This is a genomic window from Citrobacter sp. RHBSTW-00887 (assembly GCF_013728095.1).
Lineage (GTDB): Bacteria > Pseudomonadota > Gammaproteobacteria > Enterobacterales > Enterobacteriaceae > Citrobacter > Citrobacter braakii.
Map to the genome: position 1 here is coordinate 2,896,986 of NZ_CP056267.1, position 13,645 is coordinate 2,910,630.

The 13,645-nt window shown below is 44.2% G+C and carries 9 protein-coding genes and 1 pseudogene; 8 read left to right on the plus strand and 2 right to left on the minus strand.

Annotated elements, in window-relative coordinates:
- Nucleotides 1–113: 113 nt before the first annotated feature.
- Entirely contained in the window at nucleotides 114–1,073 is a 960-nt protein-coding gene (locus HV314_RS13830) for a YbgA family protein (protein WP_181545843.1), read from the minus strand.
- A gap of 203 nt (nucleotides 1,074–1,276) precedes the next feature.
- Between HV314_RS13830 and HV314_RS13835 the strand changes: the two genes are divergently transcribed.
- The 8 genes and pseudogenes from HV314_RS13835 to HV314_RS13865 all read left to right on the plus strand — a co-directional run bounded on the left by HV314_RS13835 (nucleotide 1,277) and on the right by HV314_RS13865 (nucleotide 11,755).
- Entirely contained in the window at nucleotides 1,277–2,386 is a 1,110-nt protein-coding gene (locus HV314_RS13835) for an AI-2E family transporter (protein WP_016156415.1), read from the plus strand.
- Nucleotides 2,387–2,505: 119 nt separating this feature from the next.
- The gene (locus HV314_RS13840; RefSeq protein ID WP_019076715.1) at nucleotides 2,506–4,290 is read left to right on the plus strand and encodes a sensor domain-containing diguanylate cyclase; all 1,785 of its coding nucleotides are present in this window, start codon (nucleotides 2,506–2,508) and stop codon (nucleotides 4,288–4,290) included.
- Between the two features lie 218 nt (nucleotides 4,291–4,508).
- Entirely contained in the window at nucleotides 4,509–5,513 is a 1,005-nt protein-coding gene (gene trpS / locus HV314_RS13845; protein WP_181545845.1) for a tryptophan--tRNA ligase, read from the plus strand.
- A gap of 349 nt (nucleotides 5,514–5,862) precedes the next feature.
- Nucleotides 5,863–6,024 (plus strand): hypothetical protein, encoded by a 162-nt coding sequence (locus HV314_RS13850; protein WP_016152967.1) that lies wholly within the window; start codon nucleotides 5,863–5,865, stop codon nucleotides 6,022–6,024.
- Nucleotides 6,025–6,314: 290 nt separating this feature from the next.
- Nucleotides 6,315–7,058 carry an SDR family oxidoreductase gene (locus HV314_RS13855; RefSeq protein ID WP_181545847.1) on the plus strand — a complete coding sequence of 248 codons (744 nt, stop codon included), beginning with the start codon at nucleotides 6,315–6,317 and terminating at the stop codon, nucleotides 7,056–7,058.
- 287 nt (nucleotides 7,059–7,345) lie between these two features.
- Nucleotides 7,346–7,906: a hypothetical protein gene (locus HV314_RS13860; RefSeq protein WP_181545849.1), complete on the plus strand. Its 561-nt coding sequence runs from the start codon at nucleotides 7,346–7,348 to the stop codon at nucleotides 7,904–7,906.
- 206 nt (nucleotides 7,907–8,112) lie between these two features.
- Nucleotides 8,113–8,448: pseudogene (locus HV314_RS27390) on the plus strand (tyrosine-type recombinase/integrase); the annotation flags it as partial.
- A 55-nt stretch (nucleotides 8,449–8,503) separates the two neighbouring features.
- Complete coding sequence (locus tag HV314_RS13865) at nucleotides 8,504–11,755, plus strand: hypothetical protein (RefSeq protein ID WP_181545851.1); 3,252 nt, start codon at nucleotides 8,504–8,506, stop codon at nucleotides 11,753–11,755.
- A gap of 457 nt (nucleotides 11,756–12,212) precedes the next feature.
- On the opposite strand, the gene HV314_RS13870 is transcribed toward HV314_RS13865, so the two are convergent.
- Entirely contained in the window at nucleotides 12,213–13,382 is a 1,170-nt protein-coding gene (locus HV314_RS13870) for a hypothetical protein (protein ID WP_181545853.1), read from the minus strand.
- Nucleotides 13,383–13,645: the final 263 nt, after the last annotated feature.

Below are 13,645 nucleotides of genomic sequence, written 5' to 3' on the forward strand. Positions count from 1 at the left end.
GTCTCATCGATTACACACCGTTAAAAATTATCCCTGCTTAAACGCATCAGAAATGGCAGGGATAACCTTCGCGAACAACGGATATTTCTGCCCCAGATTTACTCGATATCAGGCTAATTAATCATTAACCGTAGGGCTAAATCCTTCGGATAAGGATCAAAATAGTTCTGGGTAAGTAAATAGCTGTCTGGGTATTCAGCAAGGTAGTGCTTGAGCAGAGTCAGTGGCGCCAATATTGGCAGCAGTCCGCCGCTATAGTTGAGGATAACGTCACGCAACTCTCCGCGCTGGCGGGTGTTCAACCGATCGCGGAAGTAGCCCTGAATATGCATCAGTACGTTGGTGTGATTTTTCCGTGAGGCGGGCTTTTTGAGGATCGCCATTAGCTTTTCGCGATATACCACGAAAAAAGCGTCCAAATCATCCCATTGATGGAGCGAGGCCACGAAAGGGCCAATATCCCGGTAACCCGCCTGGTGATGAGCCAAAAGCTGGAGCTTATAGCGGCTGTGGAAGTTGAGTAAACCGTGGCGAGTAAGACCAGTGGCTCGCAGCATATTAAGTTCATGTAACGCGAACACTCGCTCGACAAAGTTCTCCCTCAGCACCGGATCGTGCAAGCGGCCATCTTCTTCGACCGGCAACCACGGGTAGGTTTCCATTAATGTGCCGGTAAACAGACCGGTTCCCTCTTTTCGCCCACGATTTCCCTTTTCGTCATACAGCCTCACTCTCTCCATTCCGCAGCTCGGTGATTTAGCACAGACGATAAAACCCGACAGACCGCCAAGCCCATTGATATATGAAGCGGTGAAATCGGACATTTTATCGGTGACATCCTCACCAGGCGCATGGCTAAAACACATGCGGATATTCCCCTGGGCGGTTTGAACCAAACGCAACGCGGGGCGTGGTACAGGCAAACCGATGGACATCTCCGGGCAGACAGGTTTAAAAGTCACCCACTGAGCCAGTTCGTCCATCACAAACCCCATCCGTTTATGCCCGCCGTCGAATCGCACGACTGAGCCGGTTAAACATCCACTAATCCCGATGACAGGTTGAGTGTTCATAACGCCCCCTCTTTTTTTGACGCCCTTTTTCGGGAAGAAAAGTATGACTGTTTCACTAATAAATCATAGCGTACGTTATTTATCTGTCGCAGGCTCCCTACGAAAAACAGGTTAACCAATTTAAGTAAATATGCGCAGCGAAAGTTGGTAATTCCCCTGAACGGTTCTATAGTCGGGACTGCTTCTCATTACAGGGTTCACTAATGCGATTTAACGGACTGACTAAAGGTTTCTTCATTTTCATACTTGCCCTCGTGACCTGGGCGTTCTTCGATGTGTTGTCTCCCTATTTCTCTGCCATTTTGTGGGCCGCAATCTTAACCACCATCTTTAACCCGGTGAAAAACAGACTGCGCAGCGCGCTTGGCGAACGTAACGGACTGGCGTCACTGCTCACCATCGGCATCATCTGTCTGATTGTTTTTATCCCACTGATGGTGATCTTCTCCTCGTTGGCTATTGAGCTGAACGTGGTGTATGCCAAATTACAACAAAACGACACTCAGTTCCCGGAAGTGGTCACCGCCATTATTTCGTATCTTCCTGACTGGGCCAGAGGATTCCTCGCAGAACATAATCTGGATAACGTCGCGCAGATCCAGAAAAAACTGTCCGACGTTGTACTGCAGGGTGGACAGTACCTCGCCGGCAGTGCGTTCCTGATTGGTAAAGGGACATTCGGCTTTGCTATTAGCTTTGGCATCATGCTGTATCTGCTGTTTTTCTTACTGAAGGACGGGCCGTACCTGGTGCGCCAGATTCTGGACTCATTACCGCTTTCTGATTTTGCCAAACAGCACCTGTTTGCCAAATTCGTCGGCGTGACGCGGGCAACGGTCAAGGGCACAGCGGTCGTGGCGTTGGTTCAGGGTATTCTTGGCGGCATCGCGTTTGCAATTGTCGACATCGACGGCAGCGTCCTGTGGGGCGCGCTGATGGCGTTTCTCTCCCTCGTGCCCGCGGTCGGCTCAGCGATCGTCTGGGTACCTGCGGCAATCTTCCTCTTCGCCACGCACCAGCTGTGGCAAGGGCTGTTTATCGTTGGCTTCTTCGTGATTATCGTCGGGCTGGTGGACAATATCCTGCGCCCGCTACTGGTGGGTAAAGACACCAAAATGCCGGATTATCTGATTCTGATTTCCACTCTCGGCGGAATGGAGATCTACGGCATTAACGGCTTTGTGATTGGCCCCCTGATTGCCGCACTGTTCATTACCTGCTGGAACCTGTTTTCCGGGCGCGATCATGAAGGTAACGTGGAAGGAATCGACGAAGCCTTTATGGAAGAAGGAAAAAATCCTCCAGATTTATGATGGCAGGACGATAACAGAAGGCGGTCCTGAGACCGCCTTTTTTATTTTCACGCAAAATCATACGTTTCCTATAATTTCAATCATGCTTATTCATTAATCGTCGCAGAAGGAACTAATCAGTGCGAATTGCCACAATCACCAACTGGGCCTACAGCGCGACGGTGTGTCTGACTATTGCCTCCGGCGTTGTCATGTTGATGGCCTCCAGCGCCGATAACACCGAACGCCAGGTGGTGGAGCAGCGTTATCAATTCGATCAACTGACCGAAGAAGTCGAGCTCGATGCCTGGTCGCTGTCCAGTCTGGCACGCGAATATGTTATTGCAAAAGACCCGGAAGCGCTTAACGCCTACCGCCAGAAAGAAGCGTCGCTGAAAGCCGTTGAACAGCGGCTGTCGAAACTAAAAGATATTGGGGCGACGGATGAAGAGCTGGCGCTATTGCATGAAGGGCTGCAGATTGTTGATGCCCTGCAGGATGAGCAAGCTGCGGCGCTTGCCAGCGTCGCGCGCGGAGAAGAGTCGCAGGCCATCGCCCTGCTGTATGGCAAATCCTATGAACAGGAACTGGAGCGAGCCCAGGACCGGATAGATCATTTCCGTCAGTTACTCGACAGCCGCGTACGCAACACCATTGAAGATGCCACTCAGACATCGCGCACGCTACGTACGGCTTCGGAAGTGATGGTCGGGCTGACGGCGCTGTTATTTTTGTTCGTTCTCGGTTTTATTTTAAAACGCCGCGTACTGCGTCCAGTCGTGCGTTTGAGCGATGTGGTTAACCGTCTGGCGTCGCAGGATTACGCCGTTGAGACACCCAGCTTTAATCAGATCGATGAAATCGGCGATATGGCACAGGCGATCCGCATTTTTCGCGAGAACGGCCTGGCACGTCAGCGACTGGAGAAAGAACGAGACGCCGACTGGGCAATCCGCGAGCTGCTCGCACGTATGACTCAACGTTTGCAAGGCTGCGAGAATTTTGCCGATGTCATTAATGTGGCAGAGCTGTTTGCGCCGAATGTTGCTCCCGGTATTGCCGGGCGGCTTTACATACTGGATCGAGAGCCCTGGCAGATGCGCTGCGTTGCGCAATGGCTTTCACCACAGGGCAAAGCGGATGCTTTCCACCCGGACGAGTGCTGGGCAGTGCGCCGCGGTCAGAGCCATCCACCGGTGCAAGGCGAACCCGATATCGCCTGCTACCATCTACCGGAATCATGCCAGCAGCATACCCTGTGCGTGCCACTGATTGCCCAGGGTGAAGCCATCGGCCTGCTCTCATTCCAGAACCTCAGCAATGATTCCGCTCCCTCTCGCGCGTATCTGGAACTGATGGCGGAAGCACTCGGTCTGGCGTTAGCCAACCAGCGCCTGCGTGATGCGCTGCTGGAGAAAGCGCTCTACGACCCGCTAACCGGCCTGCGCAACCGTCACCATCTGGAAGATACGCTGCGCACCCAGATGAGCCAGGCAGTGCGTAACAAAGAGCCAATCAGTTGCCTGATGATCGATATCGATCATTTCAAAAATATTAACGACCGCTTTGGCCATGAGGCGGGCGATAGCGTGATAAAAAGTATCGCCACCACTATTCAGCGCGTTGTCCATGACAGCGGCATGGCCTTCCGCTACGGCGGTGAAGAGTTTCTGGTGTTGCTGGCCAATACGGATGAGCAGGCCGCCAACCGCTTTGCGACAGATATTTATAATGGTGTACGCGAACTGTCGCTGCGCTTTGGACTCTCAGAGATTGGTCACGTTGATGTCTCTATCGGCGTTGCCAGCTATCCGCAGCACGCCCAGAGCGACAATCTTCTGCGCGCCGCAGACGTGGCGCTGTATCGCGCGAAAGAGTTAGGGCGTTCGCGCATCGTGAGCTTTGGCATGCTGGAAGCGAGCTAAGATACGTCAGTACGCCGCGCATTGCTTTACCTCTGCGCCAGGCGGTGATATGTTGACTGGATGAACACAAAACACGATATCACCGCGTTTAATCACAACCTGTGGTGGCTGCCTTCTTAAAGGCGGTCAGAATGAGTTTTCCCCATTTTAAATAACCGCCGAAAGGCGGTTATTTGCATTTAAAGACCCCTTTCGGTTTTTTGATTAAGGAGTCTTACATGAACAACAAAACTATCATCCTCACTGGCGATCGTCCCACTGGCCCGCTGCATCTCGGCCACTATGTTGGCTCTCTGCGCCAGCGCGCCACGCTGCAACATAATTATCAGCAGTTCATATTGGTTGCTGACCTGCAAGGGCTGACCGATAACGGCAGCACACCACAAAAGATCCGCAACAATATTCCCGAAGTGCTGGCTGATTACCTCGCCGCAGGAATCGACCCGTCACTCACCACCATTTGTCTGCAGTCGGCCCTGCCCGCCCTCGCTGAGCTGACCGCGCTTTATATGAACATTGTTACCGTGGCTCGCGTGGAGCGAAATCCTACGGTCAAAAACGAAATTGCGCAGAAAGGATTTGCCCGCTCGTTACCGGTTGGCTTTCTGGTTTATCCCATCAGCCAGGCAGCAGATATTACCGCTTTCAAAGCCGAGGTGGTTCCCGTCGGCGACGATCAGTTGCCCATGATCGAACAGACCAATGAGATCGTGCATAAGATGAATAATCTGTTACCGACCTCTGTCTTGTCGCATTGTAAAGCGCTACTGAGTGAGACCAGCCGTCTTCCAGGGATCGACGGTAATGCCAAAATGTCAAAATCGCTCGGCAACACTCTACTCCTGTCCGCCAGCGAAGAGGCCATTCATCATGCGGTCAGCGCAATGTACACCGATCCCAATCATCTAAAAGTGTCCGATCCGGGGCAGATTGACGGCAATATGGTATTTACTTACCTCGATGCTTTTCATCCGGATAAAGCGAAAGTGGCGGAGATGAAAGCACATTATCAGCGCGGCGGGCTGGGTGATCGGACATGCAAAAACGAGCTGGAGATGTGCTTGCAGGAGCTTATCGCCCCGATGCGCGAGCGGCGGGCAACCTACATCCAGGATAAAGGTATGCTGATGGCGATGCTCAAAAAAGGAAGCGAAGAGGCGCACGAGGTCACGCAGCAGACATTAAAAGAAGTAAAGCAAGGACTGGGTTTGCCGGTGTTCTGAACTCGAAGCACTACAGGTTCGATAATTAAAGATAGCTCCCGACGAATGACAATCGCCGGGAGTGGCGCAGCTATGCGTTGACGCGTAAAGATAACCTCTGTCACAGAGGCTAATTAATTCGCTGTTTAATAATCCGCGCAATACGATATGTCGTTTTTTATGCAGTGTTATTTCTACCCTGCACCTTCAATTATTTCAGCTAATCATTATGAATTACCCATTACATGTACGGGTTCGAAATCCTCACCTTGCCTGAGATATGACTATTTGTTAAATTAACCGCATTAGCGTTAAATACATTGAGCATTACACAGACGCTATTTATACAATAATGAATGATGGAGTTAAAATGAAGTATGCGTTTGCATTAATGTTGAGTATGGTATTGTCAGGTTGTACCGCAAATGATTGGGTGGATGCTGCAAGTGGGATAATGCAGGCAAAAGACCAACACGATAAAGACGCAAGAAACAATCGCATCAAAGAAGCCAACAGGGCTGCAGGCTACTGATATCTAAATGATTAATACATCCCTCTTCTTGTCTTTATAAACAGAAGAGGAATGGTATTTTAAGCAAATTTACTGACTAAATAGCACAATTAAAATTGGTGTATAGCGCATACATATCCTTGCAGAGAATATAATAATCTAACGCTCAGTCCGCTCCGCGCCAGATGCTGGCTTTGCAAGTCCCCTATCCCTATTCCTCATGTAAAAATGGCACTAATTGAAAGATGCCAATCCACCTCCTCATGTATATCTATATCCACACATAGTCATAAAGAAAAGGATGGATGAAGATGCTAAGAGGTAAAAGAGCTGTAATTACGGGTGGAGGCGGAGGATTTGGTCAGGCGCTGTGCGTGTGGCTGGCGCGAGAAGGCGTCGAGGTGGATTTTTGCGCGCGGCGTGCTGATGATATTCAAAAAACTTGCAGTATCATCGCGGCTGAAGGCGGGATTGCAAAAGGATATATCTGTGATTTAACCCAGCCTGAATCCCTTTCGCAGTTTTCTTCACAGTTGTTAACTTCAGACAAGCCCATCGACATTTTAATCCTTAATGCCGCCCAGTGGCTGTCAGGAACGTTAGACGATCAACCAGACGCAGAAATTATCAATACCGTCAGTTCAGGCCTGACAGGTGCGATTTTACTGACTCATGCATTGTTGCCTGGGTTAAGACGTTCAGAAAGCGCGGATGTCGTCTCAATAATATCTTCATGTGGGATTCCGAATTTTACGGATTCAATTGCGCATCCCGCTTTTTTTGCCAGCAAACACGGGCTGAGCGGATTCACAACTAAACTGTCACACCAGTTGTCCGAAGAAAATATACGTGTGACCGGGTTGTATCCACCGGATTTCGAACTTACAGGGTTAGATACGTTTGTTGATAGTCAATCCAGAATGGGGGAACGTTTATTAAATGGACGCTCAGTCTGGGAAACTATTCGTTTTGTACTCGCTCAACCGCGTAGTTGCCATATAGGTAGTATCTACTTTCAAGGTCCAACTCGCGAGAAACTGAGTGCCAGGGGCTGAATTTGGTGACGTTGAACAACGTGCTCAACGTCCGCTCTTGACATAGCAGCTCTTGAGGGGCGCCAGCCAGACTGCTCCGTGCCAGAGGCGGACTTCTCACACTTCGGCTTATGTGGTCAAAATCTGTATGTCACTACACTTTATAGTATTTATATCAATAGTTAAGATAAAATTAAGGTTAACTGGCATTTCATTCGAATACGTAGCCCCACCAGTTAAATGAATGATGGCCTTAGACAGGAGCATTGCCAAGGTTCATGTAAACGATACAGGAAAGAGAACATCAGATGCTATGTAAATACTCACTCAATGACCTGCTCGGACTGCTTGTTTTTTCAAGGAAATATCACTTTCTCTACGATAATCTGGACTGCCTGATCATTGCATGGGCTGAAGATAAAATTACCGAAGGAAATGATTCGGGGACTCTCTTAATTCTCGCTTCACTTGGTCTTGATAATCAACCTGAACGTACTGAGGTTGAATTATATCTGTCACGATACATGATAGAGCAGCGGATTGTACTGCCACCGCTAAAAACAGCAGCATTGGTCTGGATAAAGCTATTTATGAGTCAACTTTCCCAGTGCACATCCATTCATGATGCAGAACAAAAAATGTATTTTCTGGTGTGTCATTGGTTTGAACCTGACGTAAAGATTTTCGAGGCAGCGGTCGATATGCTGAAATCGCTTTACTGGCGTCTCTTTGATGAATGGAAAGGGCCAGGTACAAGCAAAGCGGTAAGGATGGTGGAGTCAGAATTCTTTGATCTGATTAATCGTGCGATGCTGCCCTATTCCCATAAAATTGAGAATCCAGATTGGCAGAATCTGCTTGTTCGGTAATTTTTACCTGCATCCTGAAAGATGTCTTTCATGTGTGAAAAACTCCATCCAATTTGAATTCCTTTTCGCATTTAACTTAAGCATATTCTGCCAAAACCTCATCGTTCCCCCTTTGAACCTGGAAACAAAGTTAAGCAGACTGAATAGCCGCTTTGTGCCAGGAGCGGACATAGAAAACACGATGTTAAAAGATTAGGCGCATCTATCCGATCGTATTCATTGGACGTAATGATCGTACTAAGCCGATCTCAAAGGAAAGCATTAATCAGGTAATTGGGCTATTAGGATAAAAAGGAAGGCTGACGGGGCATGGTTTTCGTCACACAATGAGTACCATTCTGCACGTAGAAGGATACAACTCTGCATGGATCGAAACACTGCTTGCACATGTGGATAAGAACGCTATTCACGGGGCTTACAATCATGCACAATATTTGGAAGGGAGACAACAGATGATGCAGTGGTATAGTGATTACATAGATAGCTTGTCTAGAAATAAACTTCCGCAATTTTTTCTTCAAAAAAGGCTGTATGAACAATAAGTCTTGTTGATGCATACAAAGGTTTATTGTCGATAGCAAGAGGAGCGTCACAATCATGAATGTACAGGAAACCAAATTTTCATCTAAAGAATTTCTAAGGCGCCGTCGCCCTGAAAAATTTTCTGATTCAACAATCAGAGAGACTGGTACTTTAGATAGAGTTGTACTGGAACACTTCCTCTCTACTCTAAATACAAGAAATCAAGAATTACAATTCGAAGATTTTGCAAAAAAAATATGTGAAAAAATAATTTGCCCTAATCTCCTGGAACAGACTGGTCCTGTAGCAGGGGGGGATGGTAAAACTGACACACAAACATTCCCTGTTTCGGAACAGAATAAGCTTCTTTGGTTCGAAGGTGTTAATGAAGCATCAAATAAAGAACGTTGGGCCTTTGCGGTAAGTACACGTAAAGACTGGAAGAAAAAATGTCATGAAGATGTACTTAAGATAAAAGAAACAGAGCGTGGGTATACTAAAGTATTTTGCGTAACGAATCAATCTGCAAAGTCCAATATTCGTTCAGAGGTTGAGGATACACTAAAAACAAAAACTGGAATAGATGTCTGTATATTAGATATTAATTGGCTATTAGATCAAATTTACAAAAACCATTTTGAGCAATTGGTCATTGATTCATTGTCAGTTCCAACACAATATAAAAGAGAAATTATTTTTGGAGAAAATGATTATAAGAAACATAAAAAACATGAAGAATTAACCGAGTATATTAGAGAGAAAATAAACCCTGCTGAAATTTCATATGAACAAGTGGATATAGTTTTAGAAATTGCAGAGTTAAGCGCTGAACTTGAGAAACCACTAATTGAAACACAAGGTCTATTTGAAAGAGCTATAAAAATCTCAAAAAAATTCGGGACTAATCAACAATTGCTAGATGCGTATTATCAATACGCCTGGAAGTCCCATTTTTGGATGGAAGATTTTAATCTCTTCGAAGAAAATCTTCAATTAGCGTATGAAAGTATAGCATCATCAACTAATTCCTCAAAATGGGAAAAAGTTTTAAATTTAGTAACCGTTCATAAAAGTTATATTAGACGTAACAACGCAACATCTACAATCGACATTGAGAATATTGAACGTAACATGCTCGCCAAACTAGATGAGATAGCTGACGATGATTCACGTCCCAGTAATGCGCTAACAGCGAGAACTCACAAAGCCATTTATAAATTGACAACGTTTTCAGATGTAGAAGATGCTTCGGTTGTATTTGAAGAGTTACATGAAATTTTTAAAAATAGTGGGAATTTAATAGGCTATCCTTTTGAGAAAAACTTCCAACTTTTGAACGAACTAGATGACATTTTTTTCGATGTAGATGCATATGAAAATTTATTAGACTATATGACTGAGCAATCTGCTGTTAGAGGTGGTGAAGTTAAAGGGGCATTATTAAATCTACGAAGAGGTATAAAGAGGCTTCAAAATGGTCACCCTTATCAGGCAATCAAGTATTTAGGAAAATCTTTTATTCCACTCTATAAAGAGGAATCACGAGATAAATTTATATTAGCATTAAAAGCTATTGCTTATGCTTACGAATCCATTGGATTGCTATGGAGTTCACGTTCATGCTTGCTTCTATCCGCTTCTTTGATTACAGATAACTTCTGGAAGTATGATGAGATATCATTAAAGCAGGCTGAGATTTATTATAGTTTATGCCTAACAGAAATAAAACTAGGGAAATTAGCACATGCCCTTTTATGGTATGAACTGTTTTTAATAATTAACGAGAATATCAGTGATAGCTCGTTCGGCGATAAAGAAAATCAGCAAGTCGATTTTTACATAAGTCAACTCATTTTGAACACTGACCTAAAGGGAATAAATCGACAGAGTAATATCCCCGATGAACTCGATAGATTAGGCCTTTTTGTATCATCGGGATGTCTTAAATATGCTTTAGGTTATATTGAAGATTTTGAACGTGAGTACGAAGTTACTGCCGATAAAGATCATAATGATTTCTTGCAAAAAATATGTGACTTTGATGCAGGATTTAATAGTAAGGGCATAAAAGATAACCATGACAAACGAGGAGTATATACATCTTTTATTTTTGGATGCACCATAGAAATTAACTTTCCGAATCGGTCACCATTTATAGAATTTTCAACTAATGTCTTATCACTTTTAGAGGGTGCTTTTGCAACCTGTACGATTGACAACATCCATCTTAAAGAAGCATTTTTAATTATTGAAGTAATAGCAGATGACGATGATGACTTATCCTTATCACATGAAATAAATAGCAATAGTGGAAAACTAAATCTTACAATAAATTGCGCTGGTTTTGATGCAAGTGATTTTAGAATCGAGGCTCAACAAAAAATCACTAATGAATTCAAGAAATTAGTATTTGATCTTCTCCCTGAATTATTTTTTATAAAAAATACAGAATACATTGAAAAAATGATCTTCGAAGATGCTGCATTCGACAGAGCAATTAGTTTTGGTGCCTGTATCAAATCTATTGAAAATGTTCTTGGAAATGATATTGATCAACAAATTAAGAAAATTTATTCCACCAGTGCTGAAAAGAAAACTTATCCTCTTTTAAGAGATAAATCCTGGGATAGTGAATTTCCGAAAGTGTTGAAGATCGAGGATATAAAAGCTCCAACACCTGGTAAAGGAAGAATGCCTGAAGAGGAACTTAATCCCGAAAATATAACACATAAAGATTATTCCATACAAAGTCTAATCAAACCTCGTCTTTGGGATAGAACACGCTGGCAAGGAGTAGGCTTCGCTCAATTTAAATCGTGTTATCCAGGGTTATATCTATTATTTAAACACCCCGATATAGGTGAGGATATTTTCAAAGATCTTATATCATCAGTAGGCTTGGTAGATAGTAAAGCCAGATTACGGGTTTGTATTGTCAAGGGTATTTCAGTTAAAAACCCAATTCATTATAGAGTACTAATATCTGAAAATATGATGACAACTCCCTTAACCAAAAGAATGACAATGATCAGTAGAATTAATACGATGACTCCTGATAGCAATGTCAATTTAGAAAGGTTTCTTGCTGAATATCAGGCTTGTGGAAAATTCTATCTTGGATGTGATGCGATGTTAAAAAATATTGTTCCTGAGCATCCACAAAGAGATAGTTTAGGGATAGAAATGAGTACGTTAGATGTTAGGTGGGCTTGGGAAATTGGGTTAAATGATGTTGATTGCATTGGGGTTAATTTAAAAGAAGATGACCCCTATATTCCTAGTGATGTAGCTGAGATCCCATTATTGCAATTGATAAACAGTAAATAAAATGTTTGCCAAGAATACCGCCTCTTAAGGGGGCGGGTTCTAAACAAATCTTTAGCCTCTTCACTAATGCTATTAGTGTTATTGCTTTCACAATAAATTACTGACCTACTCCCCATTGCTTAACACGCATCGAAGTAAGTATGCATTCCGAGGTTTCGCTCCTCGCTCATAGCAGACCTCGCCACGCTTCGGGCGGTCCGCTACGTGCCAGAAGCGGACTTTTCTAAGCCAAGAGCGTAATAATTATTGGAGAGCAGCTCTAAGCCCTTTTCTGCGGTGAGAGACACCTACAGACAATCAAACTACTTCGAATTTTTTATCAGTCCGGGCTGTTCACCATGCCGGACGTAAAGACTATATAAGTTCAAGATGAAGCCTCTCGCCGCAAATGAGAGGCTTTCCACTTTATTTGTATAGTCCCAGATTTACGCAAGCATCAATGGGGAATAGGTCAGGCTTAATTCCCTTTTTTCAAATTCAGGTAGTTACAATTATCAATTTGAATTAATGAGTTCGAATTTTTTTCTCGGCGGAGTCTAACTATGTCCATGATGTTTGGTATTTGTTCTCTAACGAGAACCATTCCGGCTGCTGGGATAAGAGCGGCCAGTAAACCGATAAGTCCTGCACCAACAGTAACCGTCACTCCTGCCACACCAACTCCGGTAGAAATGGCTGTGCTTAGTCCAAGCTGAGACCACTTAATATTTTCTTCAGACTTTAATTTCCAGTATTTATCTCTTAACTCGATTGCTTTATTCTGAATTTCTCTGGGGCTGGCAGAAGGAAATGGGAAAAACGCCCTAGAGCTGTCGATCAGAAAACGTCTGGTTTTATTTATTGCAGGTAGAGTTTCTCTCCTCATCTGGAGAATATCCTGCCAAGGTACATCCTCCAGTTCCTTCTCAAGAAGGGGAATATCTAATAGTTCGTGTTCAATGGCACTATTTACGTAAGTATCCACATCTAACAGAGAGTTCTTGTCTAGTAGTAACCTGCCAATTACCTTACTGTTTATGTCATCTAAAATAACAGGATTTGCGCCTAGAGAGCTTGCCATAGATAGAGATTTCAATGCCCGACCAACCCTTACCTGCGAAAGCATCTGAGTTGAATGAGACATACCCTCAATGTTCTCTGTTTGTTCCGGCTGATACCAGTGATTTGATCGACCCTGACTTGTTGCTATTGCGAGCGGAGAATAAAACCCATCAATTAAACTGACACCGGGTATTTCCGCAGAAGCACTTCGAACTAACTCTTTATCCTTGATAGCCGACTGATATGCTATCCAGTGAAGGGCTGGTGTATAATTATTGATGCTTAATGTATTTATAGGGAAAAGAATCCTTTCATTAATCATTTGTTCAGAATGATTTAAATTTTCGGTAAAAATGCTCTCGTATTCACTATCTCTAGGATACGGACCTGTCTCGCCCATTCTGAACGTAACACCGTTATCAACGCTCGATGTCTCATCATCGCAAATTAATGCTAAATCTCTAAGATCTGAAAAATAGACCACGTCATTCATTAAACTCAATCTTTTCAGATTGGATAAGCTGGGAGGGTGATCGTGGGTTACAATGAATGCGCTGTTTGCATCTTCGGGCGAAGTGGTTTCCATTTAGTTACCTTTTCAAAAATTAATAATAATTTAACATCTTCCAGCTTCAGGTTACCATGCTTCGGCATGGCACTTTAATTAATTTGATAGCTATAACAACGCTACCACTGGAAAGAGCATCATCACCGATTAATTATCATGAATCTAAATATTACCGAAGTTCATGGATTGTTCAAGAAGATATTCAGATAACTTTTAAGGCTTGATACCTTGGTTATGCACTTGTAATTGGACATAGGTTATGTATTGAAACAGAGTAATTT

Bases quoted from the DNA above. Each gene is read 5' to 3' on its own strand.
- HV314_RS13830 (WP_181545843.1), bottom strand. From the start codon at position 1,073: ATGAACACTCAACCTGTCATCGGGATTAGTGGATGTTTAACCGGCTCA.
- HV314_RS13835 (WP_016156415.1), top strand. From the start codon at position 1,277: ATGCGATTTAACGGACTGACTAAAGGTTTCTTCATTTTCATACTTGCC.
- trpS (WP_181545845.1), top strand. From the start codon at position 4,509: ATGAACAACAAAACTATCATCCTCACTGGCGATCGTCCCACTGGCCCG.
- HV314_RS13850 (WP_016152967.1), top strand. From the start codon at position 5,863: ATGAAGTATGCGTTTGCATTAATGTTGAGTATGGTATTGTCAGGTTGT.
- HV314_RS13855 (WP_181545847.1), top strand. From the start codon at position 6,315: ATGCTAAGAGGTAAAAGAGCTGTAATTACGGGTGGAGGCGGAGGATTT.
- HV314_RS13860 (WP_181545849.1), top strand. From the start codon at position 7,346: ATGCTATGTAAATACTCACTCAATGACCTGCTCGGACTGCTTGTTTTT.
- HV314_RS13865 (WP_181545851.1), top strand. From the start codon at position 8,504: ATGAATGTACAGGAAACCAAATTTTCATCTAAAGAATTTCTAAGGCGC.
- HV314_RS13870 (WP_181545853.1), bottom strand. From the start codon at position 13,382: ATGGAAACCACTTCGCCCGAAGATGCAAACAGCGCATTCATTGTAACC.